Origin of the sequence: Actinoplanes sp. NPDC049599 (genome assembly GCF_044465625.1) — a bacterium.
Taxonomy (GTDB): domain Bacteria; phylum Actinomycetota; class Actinomycetes; order Mycobacteriales; family Micromonosporaceae; genus Actinoplanes.
The window spans coordinates 1-18,761 of sequence record NZ_JBITLX010000053.1; the positions used below are offsets into that span (position 1 = coordinate 1).

An 18,761-nucleotide genomic window follows, 5' to 3' on the forward strand; every position below is an offset into this window, starting at 1 on the left:
GGGGTGCCCACGCACGGCTGGTGGAGCGTTTCTATGCCGTGCGTGGGCACCCCCGGCCCCCACCTTGCATTCTCGTCCGCTGCGGCTGAGGGATGGGTCGCCGGCCCTCTGATTGCAACTCCAGGTGTGCGGTCACCTTTCTGGTGCGGGGTCTGGCTTCCGCGCTGTGGTTGAGCCGGGCGGGTCTGTCGGGCAGGCCAGGCTTTGGTGGTGGTCAAGCGAACATTCCGCGCCGGTTGCGGTCAGCAGGCTGCGGCTGGGTGGTGGGTTGTTTCAGGGCTGGCGGCATCGGTGGATCTTGGTTCCGAGAGCTCTCTCCACTTTTGCCATGTGGCGGAGCCCTTACGCGCCTTGACCTTCGGCGTCCGCGGAGGTCGGGCAGCTTCCGCGACCGGCTCACCGCCGGCACGCGGCTGCTGGAGGTCTCGAAGGTCTCGCCGAGAATGTCGGGACTTCGCTTCGACCGGCGCGATGCAGGATGCACTCGAGAGTCGGCTGTGCGTCCCCCATGGGGACCACGGTGACAGCCCGCTACTAGCTCACGGGCACCTGCAGCGGCCGGCAATGCTTGACATCACCCCATATGGCGCCCGCATCGAGGGGCCGGATCTTGGAAAGCACGGGCGCGCCCGATTTTCTGGATCGCGGTCCCCGGGTTCCAGCCCGTTGCCGGGTTCGTCCGGTATGCGGGATTGGTTCTTTGGAGGTTAAGGGGTTCATCTCAGGAGGAAAGGGGCGCGGGTGGTGGACCTTGTAGCGGTGTGGTTTGGGTGGAACGTTTTAGCTCATCAAGATCTGCGGGAAGGCTGCCGCTGAGGCTGCGAATGGCGATGAATGGCGAGAGTCGACAGCTCTCTGGTCGTTGCTGGGGAGGTTGGCAGGATGTGGCCGGGCGCCGTCGAACGCCCGCCGTACGTTCCGGTACGTGTCCACGTGAACGGCCGCGACCGGGCTGGCCGGCCCGACGAGAAGCGCGCTCGGCGGGCCGGCTGGCGCGGTACTCGTCCGCCGCGTCCAATGTGGTTAGACCCTGCTGGGTGACCTGCCGGGTTGGGTGGCCTTGAATGCCTGCGGGCTGGGACGCGGCGGCTGAAGAAGGCGTCGGTGTTGAGCGCTGACCGCGCTGCCCCCTGCCGGTCGGTCGCCGTGTCTCGGTTCGACTCTCGGAGAGATTCCTGGTTCGCGCGCCCTTACGAGGATGCGTCCACTCGGGACACGGTTGCTTCGGCGAGACCGCAGGAGCTGGACGGCGGGGACCGAACGGCTCACTGCGTCGCGACGGTACCGTGCCGTATCCTCGACTCGATTTCATGATCTTCGATTCGGGGGCCGAGCGTGCGCAAGGTTTCGTCGTGTCTGGTGGCCGCATTACTAGGTGCGAGCGTCGCTTCGCCCGCTGCGGCGGCCGAGCCGGTCCCGGTAGGGCTGGACGTGGGTCTCGCCACCGGCACGGACGCGGCCGTGGTGCTCGCCGCGCTCGGTGATTCCGTACTGTCGAGCCGACCTGTTCCCGGCCTGACGCCATCACCGTCGATGTGCCCGCCGACCGGGCGGACACGTCGCTGACCGCGCTCGGACTCGCTCCGGGCGTGCGCTACGCCGAGCGGGGCGCCGTCGTCCAGGCGGACAGCGACTATGTGAATACCGGATTCTCCGCCATGGAGATTCCCCAGGCCTGGACCTGGACGACGGGAAGTCCCGCGGTCACCGTGGCGGTGGTTGACACCGGGGTCAGCCCTACTGCGGATCTCGGCGAGGATCGCCTCGTCCCGGGCTACGACGTCCTGGACGGCGACACCGACGCCGCGGACGGCAACGGCCACGGCACGCTGGTGGCCGGGGTCCTCGCCGCCGATCCCAGCAACGGGACCGGCATCAGCGGTGTCTGCGGATTGTGCCGGGTCATGCCGGTGCGCGTCCTGACCGGCCGCGAGGGCACCAGCGCCGACGTTGCCGCGGGCATCGCCTGGGCCGCTGAACACGGTGCACAGGTGATCAACGTGTCACTGAGCACCGCGTCGCCGAGCCGGCTGCTGCAGGACGCGGTCGAGCACGCGTCCGCCAGGGATGTCCTGGTCGTCGCCTCGGCCGGGAACGTGGCATCAACGGCGCGTCGCTATCCGGCCGCGTTCGAGTCGACCCTCGCGGTCAGCCAGGTAGGCGCGGCCCAGAAGAACACCGCAACCGACCAGTGGGTCGACGTATCGGCCTACGGCAACTTCGCGGCGGTGAACCCGGCCGGGAGCAGGACGCAGCTGATCGGCGCCTCCGGGTCGACCGCCGCAGTGGCCGGCGTCGCCGCACTCGCCGTGGCGATGAGACCGTCCGCGTCGGCGCAGGAGATCCGCACCGCGATCGAGCGGGACGCCGTTTTCTCCCCCGTGCTGCCCGCCTACCAGGCGCCGCTGATCAACGCGGCCCAGGTGGTCTACAACTTCGGCGGCACCGACACGACGGCGCCGACAGTCTCCCGGACCGGCCTCACCGAGAACGAGCCGGTCGGGATCTCCGGAGAGACGATGGTCCCTCAGTCCACGGACGACCACGGGGTCGAGCACCTCGAGGTGATCGTCGACGGCAAGGTCACGCAGGTGATCAGCCGCCCCGGCGGCCAGGTCACGCTGCGTCCGCCCGCCGGATTCAACGGCCCGCTGCCGGTGACCGTGATCGCCTACGACTACGCCGGCAACAGCGGCAGGGCGACCACGGTGATCCAGGCGGACACGATCAAGCCCACCGGAACGCTTCTCTCGCCGGCGCCGAACGCGGTGGTCCACGGTGCCACGGTCGACGTGACCATCACGTCCCCGGACACCGACCTGGCCTACGTCCTCCCGGCGCTTCAGGCCGACGCCTGCGGCTGCACCTCGCTGACCCGGGTCCCCGGTACGAACCAGTGGACGGGGAAGACCGGAGTGGAAACGTCGGGCCAGGTCGGCGTGGCGCTGCAGGACGAGGCCGGCAACCGAACGCTGCTGTTCCGCACCGTACGGATCGACAACGAGCCGCCGGCCGGTGGCACGATCGGCCCGGCGTCCGGCAAACGGGTACGCGGCACGTTCACGAGCACGCTGACCGGCCTCAGCGACCTGGGCGGAGTGGCCAAGACCGAACTGTGGGCCAACGGCAAGTACGTCGGGGTTGACCGCTCCGCGCCGTACGCGCTCGCGGTGAAGACCGGCTCCTACTCCGGCAAGCTCACGCTGACCTGGAAGGCAACCGACCGCTGGGGCCAGTCCCGCACCCTGCCGGTGCGGACGCTGACCGCCGACAACGCCGGCCCGGCCGTCTCCATCACCAGGGCGCCGAAGCACAAGGCCAAGGTCAAGGGCACGGTCAAGGTCCACGTCAAAGCATCCGACGCCGCCGGCGTCGGCCGGGTCGAACTGCTGATCAACGGCAAGGTCGTCGCCAAGGACACCACTTCCGGGTACGCCCTGACGGTCAACACCAGCAAGCGGAAGAAGACGATGAAGGTCCAGATCCGGGCCTACGACCGGGTCGGCAACGTGAAGTACACCGGCACCCGCACCTGGTACCGCAGGTGACGTTCCGCCCATCGCGCGGCAAAGCCGAGCATCTTGAAGGGAACACCATGCCCCGCATCGTCTGGCCGGTAGCCACCGGCATCGCTCTGTTCACGGTGGCCGCCGTCGGGACCGTCGCCTCCCCCGCGCAGGCGGCCACCGCCGGCGTGGCCTCGGTGACGTCGGCCACGAAGGTCCAGTACCAGGCGGCGAGCGGCAAGCAGAACAAAGTGGTGATCACGCGCTCCGGCAACACCATCACGATCGACGACAAGGTGGCGGTCCGGGCCGGCACGGGCTGCAAGAAAGTGAAGGGCGACAAGACCAAGGTCAGGTGCACCACGAAGAAGGCGCCCGGCCGGGTCACAATCTCCACCTACGACCGCTACGACGTCATCGTCAACAACTCCGACGTACGGATGAGCGCGTTCAGCGGAAGCGGCAACGACACCGTCACCGGCGGCTCCCGGGGCGACAAGATCCAGACCGGCAGCGGGAACGACAAGGCCGACGGCCGGGGCGGCAACGACACCCTCTGGGGCATGACGGGCAACGACACCCTGCGCGGCGGCACCGGCGACGACCGTCTGTGGGGCCTCGAGGGCAAGGACAAGCTGTACGGCGAAACCGGCGCAGACGACCTCAACGGCGGGCTGGGCCGGGATCACCTCAACGGCGGCGCCGACCACGACTGGCTCTACGGCGACGACCCCCAACTGGGGATCTCGGCGGACGTCCTGCTCGGTGGCTCCGGCTCCGACGTGGTCAGCTACGCGACGTACACCAAGGCTGTCGTCATCGACGCGGACGGCGCCAAGGGCGACGACGGCCAGGCCGGCGAGCACGACACCATCGGCGCCGACGTCGAATCCCTCTTCGGTGGCTCGGGCAACGACCGGATCACCGCGGACACCGGCGACGGCTCGCTCATGGGCGGTCGCGGCAACGACACGATCCACGGTGGCAAGGGCAACGACTGGCTCCTCGGCGGCGAGGGCAAGGACAAGCTCTACGGCGGCAGCGGCGACGACTCCCTGGACGGCGGCGACTACGACAAGCACGTGGTCGACCTGCTCAACGGCGGCAGCAACGACGCCTACGGCGACCACTGCGAGAAGGCTAAGAAGGACACGCTGGTCGGCTGCGAGAACTGACCCGAACCCTTTACGTCGCGCCGAAACGGTACCGTTCTGAGACTTTGATCTCCTACAGTGAACGGCATTCATCTATTCCGGTCACGGGGGCCAGCCTGATGTTGCCTGTCCTGTTCCTGCCCTTCTCTCGCCGTCGTCATCGGATGCGGGCCGCCGTGGTGGCCGCAGCCCTGGTGGCGGGGCTGGGAACGGTTCTCGCCGCGCCCAGCCCGGCATCGGCCGCCACGCCTGACGGGTATCTCCTACCGATCACCAGGGCCGGCGACGTTGTTGTCGACAGCAGTCACCAGCGCATCTTCATCGCCGACCCGATGGGCAGCAAGGTGGTCGCCGTCGGATACGACGGCACGGTCCTGGGCACCGCGAGCAACCTTCCCGGCGTAAAGGGACTCACCCTCTCCCCCGACGAGAGCACGCTCTACGCGGCTGCCGTCCGGGCGGACGCCGTCGTGGCGATCAACACCGAGTCGGTCACCGAAACCGCCCGGTACTCGACCGGTGCCGACACCGAGCCGATGTACCTCGCGGCCGCCGGCGGCAAGATCTGGTTCGGGTACGGCCCGGACGGCGGCCGCGGCGGTCTCGGCTCGCTCGATCCGGCCGCCGGGGAATCGTCGGTGACGCTCGGCCAGGACGCCGGCTGGTACAACGCGCCGATGCTGACCGCCACCGACGATGTGCTGGCCCTTGCGGATCCCTACACCACCTCGGGCACCGTCAAGATCATCAACGTGGCCGGTGACAGCCCCGAGACGGTCGCGAGCAAGGACCTGGGCAGTTTCATCGTCCAGGATCTGACGTTCAGCCCGGACGGCAGCCGGTTGCTCACCGCCGCCGAGGGCACCAAAGTGGACAGCTGGCAGACCTCGGATCTGTCCGCGTCGACCTCTTACGCCACGAACGCGGGACGCACGAACGCCGTGGCCATGGCCCCCGACGGGCGGCTGGCGGTCGGCACCACCTGGGCGGACGAAAGCCCCCGGGTGCACGCCTTCCTGCCGGACACCACCACCCCGGTGCGGCAGTTCCGGCTGGCCGACACCGACAGCACCACCAGCAGCCAGGACGACATCACCGACGGCGGCCTGCTCTGGGAGCCGAACGGCACCCGGCTCTTCGCGATCAGCTCCTCCTACCCCGACAATTACCGGCTCGTGGTCCTCACCGAGCCGACGATGTCCGAGCCCAAGCTGACGGTGAGCGTGCCCGCCACCGCCGCCCGAGCGAAGACCATCACCGTCTCCGGTTCGCTCACCGCGTCCCTGCCCCTGGCGGCCGGCACCGCCGTCACGGTCACCCGCACCGACGCGGAGTCCCCGAACGGCAAGTCGCTCGGCGTGAAGACGATCGACGCGACCGGCCGTTTCTCGTTCACCGACACCCCCGCCGCCGGCGGGAAGCTCACCTACCGGCTCAGCTACGCCGGCGACACGACGCACCTCTCCGCGGCCGCGGTCGGCGTGGTCACCGTCCCCAGCGACGCGTCCGGGCTGACCCTCAACGGCAACGGCAAGGTCTACGCGTACGGCACCAAGGTCACCTTCACCGCGAAGATCGGCAAGGCGTACACGAACCGGACCGTGGAGATCTGGGCCGACCCGTACGGCGCCGACCAGAAGAACCGCCTGATCAAGAAGGCCGTGGTCAGCTCGAAGGGCACGATCACGGCCACCCTCAAGCCGACGCGCAACACCACGGTCACCGCCGTCTACCGCGGCGACACCCGCACCGCGGCCAAGTCGGTGAAGTCCACCGTGTACACCAAGGTGCGCATCTCCACGGCGGTCTCGAAGCACTACAAGACCAAGAAGATCGGCTCGACCAAGTACTTCGTCTTCCACAAGAAGAAGAACCCGGTCTTCACCACCACGATGACCGCGGCAACGGGCCGTTCCCAGCGCTTCTCCCTCGAGTACTACCACAAGGGCAAGTGGCGCTCCAACGGCAGCCAGTACTTCAAACTTTCTGGCAAAGGCAAGTCCACGATCACGGTGGTCGGCACGCACGAGACGAACCTGAAGATGCGCGTCCGGTCCGCGTACGTGAAGGGCACCTCAGGCGACAGCCTGAACGCCACCACCATCGGCGCCTGGCGCTACTTCATCTTCACCAGCTGATCCCTTGTGCCGGTGACGCCCCGCAGGGCGTCACCGGCACTCCTTCACACCAACGAGGATCTGTGCCGACCCGGAAGATCACGCCCGGCGCGGCGGTAGCCGTCACGGTTCTGTTGACTGCCGGGATCGCGACGATGCGGTACGCCGCGACACCTTAGCCAGGGGCTCGTCCTGTCGGCGTGGTGCGATCCCGAGGCCACCCGCGAGCAGGATCGCGGCCACGCCCAGGACCGCGGTGATGGCGACCGTCGAGCCGGAAATCGTGATGAGCAGCCAACCGAAAGCGGCAGCGCCGATCGAACCGCCGAGCTGTCGGGCCAGGGTGAGTGTCGCCATCGCCGACCCGAAGTGCGCCGGTGGCGCGACGGAGATGCCGAGGAGCGTGTAGGCCTGCATGAGCAGTCCGAGGGCGGCTCCCGAGAGCGCGAGCCCGGCAACCGCGACGCTCAGGACGAAGAACGTCGGTGCGGCACCGGCGAGCGGAAGGACCGCGAGCAGGCCAAGGCCGACCACGCCCAGCACGAGACCCAGCCGTCCCCAGGGTGCCATGCGCGGGAACGTGCGGGCGACGATGGCGAAGGTGGCGGTCACGACGAGCTGGCCGGCAGTGAGCGCCACGAGCAGCGTCGAGACCGTGGCAACGTCGTAGCCGGTCCCGGCGATGAGCGCCAACGGGACGAACGTGAACGTACCGAACAGGGCGATCCCGCCGATCCCGGTGACGGCGATCGACCGCGCCAGGCCGGGTACGGCGAAGATCGTCAACGCGATGAGCGGGTCCGCGGCCCGCCGTTCCCGTCGGACGAACACGATGGTCGTGACGGCCGCGAGGACAAGGATCATCGGAGCGCCGACGGCGTTGCCGGCCACGGCCTCGAACGAGCCGAGCACGACAACACATGAAGTGGCCACGAGGACGAGCGCCGCTCCGGCGAGGTCGAAGCCACGCAGGCCGGCCGTGCCCGACCGGCCGGGGAGCCCGTGATACCCGAGCGCGAGCGCGAGCACGCAGACGGGCACGTTGACGAGGAAGATCGCGGGCCAGCCGGCGAACCCGGAGAGGAAACCGCCGGCCGGGGGCCCGGCCAGCGCCGCGATCGCGGTGACCGCAGTGAGCCAGATCTGCCGGCGGATCAGCTCCGCCTGGTCGAAGAGCAGGCCGAGCGTGCTGACGGCCGTGATGACCAGGCCGGCCCCGCCGATGCCCTGCAAGGCGCGGGCGGCGACCAGGAACAGCATCGACGGAGCGACGGCGCAGGCCAGTGACCCGGCGCCGAACACCACAACGGACGCCACGAACACGACGCGGCGGCCCAGGACGTCACCGAGCTTGCCGGCGATCGGCGTCGTCACGGTGACCGTGAGCAGATAGGCGGCGGTCACGCCGGCGATCGCCGGGCCGGCCCGCAGGTCGTCGCTGATCCTCGGCAGCGCGGCCACGACGATGCTCATGTCGAGCTGGGCGAGCAGCATGCCGAGAAGCAGGGCGAAGAAAGCCGGCTCGACCCGGGGCGCAACAGTCAGGGACCGCGGTGCGTTCATCACGCTCCAATCTATGCGATTCGCATAGATTAACATGCGGATCGCATAGACTGCTCCGGTGAACTCATCAAATCCGAGGGCCGCGGAGCGCGTCACACCCGGGCAGGCGCTGTTCCGGGTCGTGCGCTACTGGTCCCGCAGGTGGACCGGCGCAGGCCACACGGTCGACGCCGAACGCGGGCGCGACGTCATGGTGACCGAGGCGGTCGCCACACTCCAGGGCGACAGCGGCGCCACGGTCAACCAGATCGCCGACGAACTCGGCATCGACCAGTCCGGGGCAAGCCGGTTCATCAGCCAGGCGGTCGAGCGCGGCTACCTGCGCAAGGTCGCCTCACCCTCGGACGCCCGCCAGCGCCTGCTTCTGGTGACAGCGGAGGGCGCAAAGATGCTCGACTCCGCACACCAATGGCAGGAGTCGATCTTCGCCGAGCTGACCGCCGGCTGGCCCGCGGACGACGTGCGCCGCTTCGACGACTACCTCCGACGGTTCCTCAGAGCCCAGGACGAACGCCGATAGGCAGCGCCCTTCCGATCCGCAGTCGCATGCCTGGCAGTCACCAGTCCAGCGCGAGCGCTCGGCCGCCCTTGCATCTGCACGAAGTAGGGCTTGACCCTGACGCAGCGTCAACCCTCCATGCTGACGAGCATGAGTATTCCACCGACAACTGATCGGGCCGACCGTGTCGCGATCGGCGTGCGAGGCCTGGAGAAATCGTTCAAAGACTTGAAGGTGCTACGCCGCGTCGACATCGAGGTGGAGCGGGGCAGCATCTTCGCCCTGCTCGGCTCGAACGGCGCCGGCAAGACCACCCTGATCAGGATCCTGGCCACCCTGCTCAAGGCCGACGCCGGCACCGCGGAGGTCAACGGCTTCGACGTCACGGCGCAGGCCGCCGACGTCCGCGAATCGATCAGCCTCACCGGGCAGTTCGCGGCGGTCGACGAGATCCTCACCGGCCGGGAGAACCTCGTCCTGGTCGCCCGGCTGCGGCACCTCAAGGATGCCGGCACGATCGCGGACGACCTGCTGGAGCGCTTCTCGCTGACCGAGGCGGGCGCCCGGCGGGTGGCGACGTACTCCGGGGGCATGCGCCGCCGCCTGGACATCGCGATGAGCCTGATCGGGAATCCGCCGGTCATCTTCCTCGACGAGCCGACCACCGGCCTGGACCCGGAGGCGCGCCTCGAGGTCTGGCGGGCCGTCAAGGACCTCGCCGCGGGCGGCACGACCGTGCTGCTCACCACCCAGTACCTCGACGAGGCGGAGCACCTCGCCGACCGGATCGCGATCCTGCATGAGGGCCGCATCATCGTCAACGGCACCCTAGGCGAGCTCAAGCGGCTGCTGCCCCCTGCGAAGGTCGAGTACGTCGAGAAGCAGCCCACCCTCGAGGACGTCTTCCTCACCATGGTCGGCACCGCCGCGAACGGAGAACAGCGATGAACAGACACTTCCTCGGCGACACCGCCGTCCTGCTCGGTCGTTCGCTGCGCCACATCGCCCGCAGCCCCGACACCATCATCACGACGGTGATCACCCCGATCGCCATGTTGCTGCTGTTCGTGTACGTGCTCGGCGGCGCGATCCAGGCCGGGACCGGCTCGTACGTGAACTACCTGCTGCCCGGCATCTTGATCATCACGATCGCGTCGGGCATCTCCTATACCGCCTACCGGCTCTTCATGGACCTGCAGGGCGGCATCTTCGAGCGGTTCCAATCCATGCCGATCGCCCGGTCCGCCGTGCTGTGGGCGCACGTCCTGACCTCGCTGGTCGCCAACCTGATCTCGCTGGCGGTGGTCCTGCTGGTCGCCCTGGCGATGGGCTTCCGGTCGGGGATGGGCGTGCCGGGATGGCTCGCGGTCACCGGCATCCTCGTCCTGTTCACCCTGGCGCTGACCTGGCTCGCCGTGATCCCCGGCCTCACCGCCAGCTCCGTGGACGGCGCGAGCGCGTTCGCGTACCCGCTGATCTTCCTGCCGTTCGTCAGCTCGGCCTTCGTGCCCACCGCATCCATGCCGGGTCCGGTACGCGCCTTCGCCGAGAACCAGCCGGTGACCTCGATCGTCAACACTCTCCGGGCCCTGTTCACCGAGCAGCCGGTCGGCTCCGGCATCTGGACCGCCCTTGCCTGGTGCGTCGGCCTGCTGGTCGTGGCTGTCGCGTTCGCCGGCATCACCTACCGTCGCCGCACCGGCTGAGCCAGGATCAGACCATGCTGACGATCGGGCAACTGGCGGCGTACGCCGGCGTCACAGTGCGGGCGGTGCGGCACTATCACCAGATCGGGCTGCTGCCCGAGCCGGAGCGGGACGCCTCGGGCTACCGGCAGTACGGCGCGCCGGCCGTGGTGGCCCTCATCAAAATCCGCACCCTCGCCGACGCCGGCGTGCCGCTGGCGCAGATCGGCCGAATGCTCGAGGCCGACCCCGCGACCTTCGCCGAGGCGGTGGAACGGATCGACACCCACCTGCGTGCCGAGATCAACCGGCTGGAGACCAGCCGCAAACAGGTCGCGCGGCTCGCCGCCGGAGACAGCCTGGTGCTCCCGCCGGAGGTGGTCGCCTATCTCGACCGGCTCCGGGAGATCGGGACTTCCGAGCGGATGATGGCGGGCGAGCGAGACGGGTGGATCCTGATGGCGGCCCGATGGCCCGAGAGGGTCGTCGAGTGGGTGCCGGGCAAGTTGGCGCAGCTCGAGGACCCGCGGGTCGTGCGGCTCTACCAGGTGCTGTCGGAACTCATTGAGACGGACGGCACCGATGACCCGCGCGTGGTGGAGGCCGTCGACATCATGGTCGAGCTGGCGGAGCAGGCAGAGTCCGCCGGCCAGCTCGACTTCGACCAGGCGGAGCGCGACGATACGTCGTTCGCCCTGCTGGACGACCTCGCTGACGCGGCCGACAAGCGGGCCGAGCGGATGCGCGAACTGATGCGCGAGCGCGGCTGGGACGGCTGGACCCGGATGCAGCGTCTATAGGATCCGCAGGCGTCAACACCGCCACCGCTATGCACGTGGCCCGTCCTGCCGGACCAGCGGCGCCACACGGACGGATCCGCAAGCGAGGCCGCCGCAACCGGCCCAAGCCCGTGCTTCTGAGCTGCGGTTGTTTCTCATCTACTTCCGTCTTCGGACAGCTCTTTACGGGCTCAAGTGTTCCCGAAGTATTCCCGAGGATCTTGCCAAGGCTTCCGATCTGGACTGGATGCATACCGGCCGAGATGTCTGCACCGGTGATGGCTGCTGACCGACGTCCCGAGCCGGACATGGCCTCCGCCTCCATCGGCCGGCGTCTTCGTCGGCGACGAACCGAGCGCGCTGGTCAGGCCGAGTAGACGTGCTCGGCGGGTGTCCGTGGCGGTGTCACCACCGGAACCGTCACTTCCCAGTGCGCCGACTCATGCGACTCCAAAGGCTGCCCGCACCGACACGTCCAGAGATCGCGCTTGTCAACCTGCGCCGGCGGCCAGAACGATAACCGCAGTTCCTTGACCGCTGATCTTTCCCGGTGCGGCCTGAGTACGTCGACGACAATCCGAACTGGAACGCCCGCCGGGTTGAACAGCGGGCAGCTGAGGGGAGAGTGGCTATCGCCTTCGATTGACTGGCCCGTGATCCGGTAGGTACGCGCCGGGGTGAACTTCAGAACCAGGTTCTCCTCCTTGGTCCGCGGGTTCACTTCGAGAGAGAACGCCTCAGACCCGATCTGCGGCGGCCGGAACATCTCGTGGTCACGGTCAATTTCAGACTGGGATACGCGCTCCGCCGCAGCGGCAGCCTTCTTGGCCTCAGCCACCGCGCTACGGGCAGACGAGGCACTGCTGCGGTTGTAAATGATCGCCCAGACGGAGCCGGCCAAGGCCAAGACCGCGACGACAAGGGTGAGCCAGTCCGTTATGGAGGGCGAACTGTCGGCCGCATCGGCCGCGACGTAGTGGAGGATTGTCATGACGGCGGACGGTACGCCCAAGGGCTGACAGTTTGGCCACGTGACGCCACTCTGGCGGTTCAGACACGGCCCGTCGATAGCTGATCATCCGAGCGTTCGGACACGAACACCCCATCGACAGCAACACCGTCCAAGGTCCACCGTGTTGCGATGACCACGCCCACCGGAGCATGGCAAGGACCACCCGACGACGGCCGCCGCAAACGGCGACGCACCAACATGATTCTTCTGTCCGGGCTCGGTCTGCTCGTCCTCTGCTGCGGTGGCGTCACACTCGCCACCATCCCCAGCGGCAACGAAGAGCCTGACACCGCAGTCACCACACCCGCGACCGCGCCGGCGGCGCCACTGCTGTCCACCGTCAGCCCTGCGACAGAGGCGACGGAGCAGGCAACCGTCGCACCGACGACGGTTAGACCGACGAGGACCAAGCCCGCCGCGAAGCGGACCACGGCTGTACCCAGGCCGACCACTACCAGGCCGAAACCGCGACCGACGACGAAGAAACCCACGCAGGCAGGGGTGCATCCCGGCTCCTTCTGCAGCCCCGAGGGCGCCTACGGGCGGACCGTCAAGGGCACGCTCATGCGGTGCACCAGGAAATCGGACGAGGACCGGGCCCGGTGGCGCGCAGCCTGACCAGCACCTGGACAAGAGGAGTCCTGGGCCAATCTCGATCCGGGTGCCTCCCCATGTCACCGTGCCAGTCATCCCGTGCCCATCCCAGAATCACTTCCGTTCGTGCTCGTTCGGTCCGCGACATCCGAGCACCATCGGAGCACCACGGGATCGACGCGCCGGCCGGGCGCACCGCCCGCATACTTCTCCTCGCGGCCGGGAGACCAAGAGGATCAGATCCGTTGGGCGAGCCTGGGGTGGGTTCGTTCGCTGGCGGCAGGGCAAGAGTCATTCATTCCATCTGGCGCTCAGGGCGGTCCAGATCGCTCGGCTCGCGACCGCAGACGCCAGTGCCGGATCGGCGAAGGTGATCACGTCGTCGACGACCTGCGCGAAACCCTCGGGAAGCTTGGCGGCGTCTGGCCCGAGACGGCGCCGGTAGGCGGTGTGGGCGCCGGCACGGACAACGCCGAAGTCGCCGATGACCTCAGCGAGCGGCCGAAGGGTGACCTCGCGGTGTGCGGAGGTCGCTGCCAAGGCGGTGAGCAGGTCCGCCGCAGTGATGTCGTGGCTGCGGGTGAGCGTCCAGATGTCGGCGTAGTCGCGGACCCGACTGTTGCCGGCGCCCAGAAGGACCGACGCCTCGTCCAGGTTCAGGCTGCGGACGAGCAAGTCGGCGTCGACGGTGGCGCGGCGGGCGGCCCAGGCGGCCAGCAACATTCCGCCCTTGAGGACGACGACCGGTCCGCGTACCCGCTGACCTCCAGGCGGGCGAGGAACCGCTCGAGAACGTAGATAGCCATCAGCGTCTGGGTCTGGCGGCCCTGGCGGCGGGCCAGATATGCGCGGCCACCTGCGTCGGCGCGGGTGGGTCGGGTCACGACATCCCCTTCACGATGCGGCCAGGACGTCGACCGCGGCGCGGACCGGACCGAGCACATCCAGTGCCTTCGCGTACGTCATGAGGTCGGCGACCCGGGCGTCACGTCGGCCCAGATAGCGGCGCAGGGCGACGTGCGCGACCGACTCCCCGAGTTTGTGCCGCATGCGCATCAGGTCGACGGCGGTCCGGCCTGGCGAGTAGATCCTCACCGATTCCCCCTGTGCCACCTCGACCGCGTCCAACCCCAGTTCGAACGTCCGTGGGTCCCAGACGAACACCTCGACCGGTGAGTGGTCGAGTTTCGGCGGCCAGGTCCGACGCGGTACGGCGATCTGCACCGCCATGGGGATCTCGTCGGTCAGGTCGTGCACCGCCGCCGCCGACAGCAGACACACCACTGCCCGGCGAGCACGCAGCGACACTGCCAGCAGATCCGGGTACGCCGCCGCCGGCGCATCCGCCCGGCGGAACACCCCCGGGACAGCTCGACGAGTTCTCCACCGTCTCGAGCTGCGTACAGGTCGCGGGAGTGCACACCCGCAGCCCGCGCCTGCCCCGTCGTGAAGGTCGACGCAAGCCCCGGCAACGCCCTTATGAATAGAGGCCAGACTTCCCGCCCCTGAATGACAAGTTACCTATCCAAGGGATGCCCCGGCGCGAGGAGATCTGCTGTGCTCATGCCGTGGTGAAGCCGAGTGTCCGGTATCCGGGCATGCGGCGTTGCAGAGAGACGGCGAGGATCGGGGTGGCCGGGTCGTGGTAGTCGTGGACCTCGGCGACGTCCTTGCCTGGTGCGGCTCGGATCACGCGGCCGGCGCACTGGACGAGCAGGCCGTCGTACGAGATCGGGCCGGCGAGGAAGAGCGTGTCGAGGGCGGGGGCGTCGAAGCCTTCGCCGATGAATGGTGTGGTGCCGATGACGAGCAGGCCGTCACCGGCCTTGGCTGTGTCGAGTCGGTCGACCACCGCCCGGCGGTTGGTAGTGCTCATCGCCCCTTGGAGAACGAGCGCCTCGTGTCCTCGCGCGGAAAGTATGGCGGCGAGGGCCTCGACGTGCGCGACCCTGCGGGTGAGGACCAGACAGTTGCGCCCGCGCTTCAGAGCCGCGGCGACATCGTCGGAAATCTGCGTGTTGCGTGACTCGTCGATTGCCAGTCTTCGATGCACCTCGGCAAGACCGCCCGGCGCGTCCAGGTCCACGTCGCCGGGATCGAACGCGGTCTCGTGGAGGAACAGCAGTCGTCGCGGTCCGGCGTCAGCGTGCATCGCGGCCGTGAGGGTGCCCTGTTGCTCGTCCGTGACGGTGTGCCGCACGGGTCCGAGTTGCCAGGTGACGAGCTGGCCGAGGCCGTCACGTCGGGTAGGTGTGGCGGTGAGGCCCAGCCAGAACTGCGCGCCGATCCGTTTGACGGAGTGCTCGTACGCGGCGGCGCCGAGATGGTGACACTCATCGACGAGCACGTGCCCGTACCCCTGGGTGAGTGCGGCGATGTCGTCGCGTCTGGCCAGCGAGGGCAGCAGCGCGATGTCGACAGTGCCGGTGAGTTTGCGCCGGCCGCCGCCGAGTTGGCCAGGTTTGATGCCGAGGAACTGCTCGATACGCGTGCGCCACTGGTCGGCGAGGGTTTTGCGGTCGACGAGAATCAGGGTGGAGGTGCCGCGCTCGGCGATCACGGCGCAGCCCATCACGGTCTTGCCGGAGCCGGGCGGAGCGACGAGCAGGCCATCGTCGTGGGCCAGGACGGCGCCGACCGCCGTGCTCTGCCTGGCTGTGAGTTCGGCGCTGAACGCGACGTCGATCTCCTGGCCGGGGTTTCGCACGTCGGTGACGGACAGCCGAGAGCCGGCCCGTTCGACGATGGAGGCAATGGTGTGGCGCAGCCCGCGGGGCAGGACCAGATGGTCGTCGAGGGTCAGGTCGTAGCCGCGGATGAATCGCGGGGTGTCCCAGGTTGATTTCCGCAGGCGTTGCAGTTCGTAGAACTTCGGATTGGCCATAGCCGCCGCGTGCTTCAACGTCGCGAGCGCGGCCGGGGTGAGCTGACCGGCGTCAAGGTTCAGCCCGGCACCGATTTCCGCGTGGACCACCGGAGGTAGCGCGGGATGGACCCGCGTTGCGGCGGACCGGCTGATCGCGGCGACGTCGGACCCGGTGGTGGAGCGTTTCGCGTTGCGGGCGAGGCGTTCCGCATCGCCGGGGCTGAGCCGGTCCAGGGTCGAGAGGAACGCCCACTGATCCTCGTGCGGCTCCAACGTGCCGGGATCGAGGAACGTGGTAAGGCCCTCTTTACGGCGGCGGCCGTATAGGGGCGCGGCGATGAGGTTGCCGAAGCCGCCGTCCGGCAGCACGTCCTGATTGGGAAACAGCCGGTCATAAGACCGTAGGTCCATCGACCCGCGCAGCACCATCGCCTCGTGCAGCAGCGCGGTACCGACCGCTCGTGCCGTCGCCGCAGGCAGCGTGTCAGTGAAAAAGATCCATACGTGGGCGCCGCGGCCCGACTGGGAGATCTCCAGCGCGGCCGGCACAGCGGTGGCCCGTGCCGCCTTGACGTAGGCGAGAGCGTCAAGCATCGCCGTCGCACCGTCGAAGTCGGCGACGACGAACTGGCACGCGTTCTTGGGTAGCAGCGGGTAGAGACCCATGAACACGTCACCGACCAGATGAGCGGCGACGACTTGCGGCGTGCGGGGAAGATGGACGGCGGTGCGCCGATCCATGCCCTTGCGCCAGCCTCCGGCGACGGCCGGTGACCACCCGGATGTACCCGCACGGCTGTTTTCCCACCGGATGGCGTACACGTCGGCGCGGGCCCGGAACCGGTCGGCGAACAAGGCCAGCTTGTCGGCCACCGGCGAGGCCATGGTGACCATGCCCGGCGCGGCGACCGGGGCGGACAGCTGCTCCGGAGCCGGAGCGGTGTCCTGACCACGCAGTTCCAGCAGCCGCGACAGCCTGGCGTTCTCGGCCTGCAGCCGCTGTACCTCGCGGCGCAGGTCGGCGAAATCGGCCGTCGCATCCACCGGAACATCCTCGCGTATCGGGCTTCGAACGCTCCGGGACGGGTCCGATATTCTCCGCCGATGGCACCGAAGCGGGACGCGGCGCTCGAGGCGATGATCGAAGAGGCCACAGTCGACGCGTACAACGACGACGAACAGCTCACCGTGAAGAAGGTCGACCTGACCGGTGACAGCATCGTCACGATCTGCGTCCGAGGCCGCCATCGGCAGCGGATCGGCCTGCTCGACCTACCGCTACCCGCCCCACCACCGGACGGCACGGTCTGGATCGACGCCTACAGGCATTGGGCAGGACGGTAGACCACGGTGAGTGAATACCAGTACTACGAGTTCACCGCCGTCGACCGGCCCCTTACCACCCGCGAACAGAGCGAGCTGCGGTCGCTGTCCACCCGGGCCGACATCACCGCCACCAGTTTCGTCAACACCTACGAGTGGGGCAATTTCAAAGGCGACCCGCGCAAGATGGTGGAGCGGTACTTCGACGCGCACCTCTACCTGGCCAACTGGGGCACCCGCGAACTCATGCTGCGCCTGCCCAAGCGGGTGCTCGACCCCGCCGTTGTCGCCGATTACTGCGTCGGTGACAGCGCGTCCGCCTGGACCAGCGGCAAGCACCTCATCATCGGCCTCAACCGTGAAGACGAGGACGGCACGGACGAGTGGGACATCGGCGGTGAGGGCCTGCTCGCCTCGATCATCGGAGTCCGGGCCAGCCTCGCCGCAGGTGACCTGCGTCTGCTGTACCTGGCCTGGCTGCGGTGTGTGCAGTCGCTGGAAGTCTCCGACGACGAACTCGAGCCACCCGTCCCGGCCGGATTGGCCACGCTCGACGCGCCCCTCACCGCTGTCGCCGAGTTTCTGTGCATCGACCGTGACCTGATCGCCGCCGCAGCGGCCGGCTCGCCCCCGGCCACCGCAGCGGAACCCACCGCCGCGCGACTGCGCACCTGGGTCACTCGATTGCCTACCCGGGAGAAGGACACCATCCTGTGCGACTTGATCACCGGCGACGCCCCCCATCTCCGCGCTGAGCTCCTGCGCCGCTACCACGACGCCCATGCCACGAAGACATCCACCACGACCCCACGCACCGCCGGTGAACTGCTCGCCGCCGCCAGTAAACTGCGCGCGGAACGGGAACGCCGCGACGCGCAGGAACGTGAACGAGACTGGGTTCGCCGGGAGCGCTCCGCGGCCGCCGCCCGGCAACGACACCTGGACACCCTGGCGGTCGATCAGCCTGCCGCATGGCAGCGGATCGACGAGTTCATCGCCATGAAGAAGCCGCGCGAATACGACACCGCTGTGCAACTGCTCGTCGACCTGAGCGATCTCGCTGAACGCGACGGCGACACAGCCGCATTCCGGCAACGTCTGGCTGAGCTTCGGACGGCGCACGCGCGTAAGCCCAGTCTGCTGGAACGCCTCGACCTGGCAGGCCTCGATGTCTGAGCAGGTCCGGGGGACCGCCACGCAGGCCCAGACCAACCTGCACGCCATGCTGCATCTCGTCGCGGCCGGACGGCTGCGGTGCAGCCAGACCACCCGCCGGCCGGCCGCCGCTACCGTCACCGCCATCGCGGAGGTGCTCGACCGTCGCCGTGACACCGGCTGGCGGGGCTACTTTTCGGCTTGCCCGTTCGTTGCCGGTGTGCCGCCGCGTTGAGGGTGCTCGAGTGCGGGAGTGCGTTGGCAAGCCGGAGAAGGCATTGTTCGGCTCCACCCCATTGGCCTGGCCTGAAAAGCGGTTGGACGGCCTCGCTTCGTGGGTCGATACTGTGCGGCTGGTCCCGCAACGGCCGGCGCCCGGGGACGATTGCTTGATCCTGGGCCTGGTAGCGACGGGGCTAGTCCCTGTCGCCTCTGGCGAGGTGGCCCGTTCCGGGCTGAAAATCGTGTTGGTCGCCCGCTGACGTCGTGTCTCCTTGATTCGTACGAG

15 protein-coding genes are annotated in these 18,761 nt (G+C 68.5%); 10 read left to right on the forward strand and 5 right to left on the reverse strand.

The genetic code is table 11. The annotated features are described in order from the left end of the window. Positions 1–1,535 precede the first annotated feature (1,535 nt). The 3 genes from ACIBQZ_RS42595 (at position 1,536) to ACIBQZ_RS42605 (ending at position 6,798) form a co-directional block, all read left to right on the forward strand. Positions 1,536–3,548: a S8 family serine peptidase gene (locus ACIBQZ_RS42595; RefSeq protein ID WP_396094661.1), complete on the forward strand. Its 2,013-nt coding sequence runs from the start codon at positions 1,536–1,538 to the stop codon at positions 3,546–3,548. 47 nt (positions 3,549–3,595) lie between these two features. Then, entirely contained in the window at positions 3,596–4,681 is a 1,086-nt protein-coding gene (locus ACIBQZ_RS42600; RefSeq protein ID WP_396094662.1) for a calcium-binding protein, read from the forward strand. Between the two features lie 143 nt (positions 4,682–4,824). Then, positions 4,825–6,798 carry a hypothetical protein gene (locus tag ACIBQZ_RS42605; RefSeq protein ID WP_396094663.1) on the forward strand — a complete coding sequence of 658 codons (1,974 nt, stop codon included), beginning with the start codon at positions 4,825–4,827 and terminating at the stop codon, positions 6,796–6,798. Positions 6,799–6,900: 102 nt separating this feature from the next. On the opposite strand, the gene ACIBQZ_RS42610 is transcribed toward ACIBQZ_RS42605, so the two are convergent. Continuing rightward, on the reverse strand, positions 6,901–8,436 hold the full coding sequence (locus tag ACIBQZ_RS42610) for an MFS transporter (protein ID WP_396094664.1): 1,536 nt from the start codon (positions 8,434–8,436) through the stop codon (positions 6,901–6,903). On the opposite strand from ACIBQZ_RS42610, the gene ACIBQZ_RS42615 reads away from it, so the two are divergent. The 4 genes from ACIBQZ_RS42615 (at position 8,399) to ACIBQZ_RS42630 (ending at position 11,324) form a co-directional block, all read left to right on the forward strand. Further along, positions 8,399–8,860, forward strand: a complete 462-nt coding sequence (locus ACIBQZ_RS42615) for a MarR family winged helix-turn-helix transcriptional regulator (protein ID WP_396094665.1) — start codon at positions 8,399–8,401, stop codon at positions 8,858–8,860. The genes ACIBQZ_RS42610 and ACIBQZ_RS42615 overlap by 38 nt on opposite strands. A gap of 129 nt (positions 8,861–8,989) precedes the next feature. Then, on the forward strand, positions 8,990–9,787 hold the full coding sequence (locus ACIBQZ_RS42620; RefSeq protein ID WP_396094666.1) for an ABC transporter ATP-binding protein: 798 nt from the start codon (positions 8,990–8,992) through the stop codon (positions 9,785–9,787). Further along, positions 9,784–10,545 (forward strand): ABC transporter permease, encoded by a 762-nt coding sequence (locus tag ACIBQZ_RS42625; RefSeq protein WP_396094667.1) that lies wholly within the window; start codon positions 9,784–9,786, stop codon positions 10,543–10,545. The genes ACIBQZ_RS42620 and ACIBQZ_RS42625 overlap by 4 nt, the downstream gene beginning before the upstream one ends. A gap of 14 nt (positions 10,546–10,559) precedes the next feature. Beyond that, positions 10,560–11,324 (forward strand): MerR family transcriptional regulator, encoded by a 765-nt coding sequence (locus ACIBQZ_RS42630; RefSeq protein WP_396094668.1) that lies wholly within the window; start codon positions 10,560–10,562, stop codon positions 11,322–11,324. A gap of 343 nt (positions 11,325–11,667) precedes the next feature. On the opposite strand, the gene ACIBQZ_RS42635 is transcribed toward ACIBQZ_RS42630, so the two are convergent. The 4 genes from ACIBQZ_RS42635 to ACIBQZ_RS42650 form a co-directional block, all read right to left on the reverse strand. Beyond that, on the reverse strand, positions 11,668–12,294 hold the full coding sequence (locus ACIBQZ_RS42635) for a hypothetical protein (RefSeq protein ID WP_396094669.1): 627 nt from the start codon (positions 12,292–12,294) through the stop codon (positions 11,668–11,670). 906 nt (positions 12,295–13,200) lie between these two features. Beyond that, positions 13,201–13,632 (reverse strand): nucleotidyl transferase AbiEii/AbiGii toxin family protein, encoded by a 432-nt coding sequence (locus ACIBQZ_RS42640; protein ID WP_396094670.1) that lies wholly within the window; start codon positions 13,630–13,632, stop codon positions 13,201–13,203. A 171-nt stretch (positions 13,633–13,803) separates the two neighbouring features. Beyond that, positions 13,804–14,268 (reverse strand): type IV toxin-antitoxin system AbiEi family antitoxin, encoded by a 465-nt coding sequence (locus ACIBQZ_RS42645; protein ID WP_396094675.1) that lies wholly within the window; start codon positions 14,266–14,268, stop codon positions 13,804–13,806. Positions 14,269–14,470: 202 nt separating this feature from the next. After that, positions 14,471–16,819: a TOTE conflict system archaeo-eukaryotic primase domain-containing protein gene (locus ACIBQZ_RS42650; protein ID WP_396094671.1), complete on the reverse strand. Its 2,349-nt coding sequence runs from the start codon at positions 16,817–16,819 to the stop codon at positions 14,471–14,473. Positions 16,820–16,825: 6 nt separating this feature from the next. Between ACIBQZ_RS42650 and ACIBQZ_RS42655 the strand changes: the two genes are divergently transcribed. The 3 genes from ACIBQZ_RS42655 to ACIBQZ_RS42665 are packed head-to-tail and all read left to right on the forward strand — an operon-like array spanning position 16,826 to position 18,488. Then, positions 16,826–17,119, forward strand: coding sequence for a hypothetical protein (locus ACIBQZ_RS42655; protein WP_396094674.1), 294 nt, complete (start codon positions 16,826–16,828; stop codon positions 17,117–17,119). Between the two features lie 6 nt (positions 17,120–17,125). Then, a complete protein-coding gene (locus ACIBQZ_RS42660; protein WP_396094672.1) occupies positions 17,126–18,274 on the forward strand; it encodes a hypothetical protein in 1,149 nt (382 codons plus the stop codon). Then, on the forward strand, positions 18,267–18,488 hold the full coding sequence (locus ACIBQZ_RS42665; RefSeq protein WP_396094673.1) for a hypothetical protein: 222 nt from the start codon (positions 18,267–18,269) through the stop codon (positions 18,486–18,488). The genes ACIBQZ_RS42660 and ACIBQZ_RS42665 overlap by 8 nt, the downstream gene beginning before the upstream one ends. Positions 18,489–18,761: the final 273 nt, after the last annotated feature.

Excerpts from the sequence above, each read along its gene's own strand:
- ACIBQZ_RS42665 (WP_396094673.1), top strand. The coding sequence starts at position 18,267 with ATGTCTGAGCAGGTCCGGGGGACCGCCACGCAGGCCCAGACCAACCTG.
- ACIBQZ_RS42605 (WP_396094663.1), top strand. The coding sequence starts at position 4,825 with ATGCGGGCCGCCGTGGTGGCCGCAGCCCTGGTGGCGGGGCTGGGAACG.
- ACIBQZ_RS42600 (WP_396094662.1), top strand. The coding sequence starts at position 3,596 with ATGCCCCGCATCGTCTGGCCGGTAGCCACCGGCATCGCTCTGTTCACG.
- ACIBQZ_RS42635 (WP_396094669.1), bottom strand. The coding sequence starts at position 12,294 with ATGACAATCCTCCACTACGTCGCGGCCGATGCGGCCGACAGTTCGCCC.
- ACIBQZ_RS42620 (WP_396094666.1), top strand. The coding sequence starts at position 8,990 with ATGAGTATTCCACCGACAACTGATCGGGCCGACCGTGTCGCGATCGGC.
- ACIBQZ_RS42640 (WP_396094670.1), bottom strand. The coding sequence starts at position 13,632 with ATGTTGCTGGCCGCCTGGGCCGCCCGCCGCGCCACCGTCGACGCCGAC.
- ACIBQZ_RS42630 (WP_396094668.1), top strand. The coding sequence starts at position 10,560 with ATGCTGACGATCGGGCAACTGGCGGCGTACGCCGGCGTCACAGTGCGG.
- ACIBQZ_RS42625 (WP_396094667.1), top strand. The coding sequence starts at position 9,784 with ATGAACAGACACTTCCTCGGCGACACCGCCGTCCTGCTCGGTCGTTCG.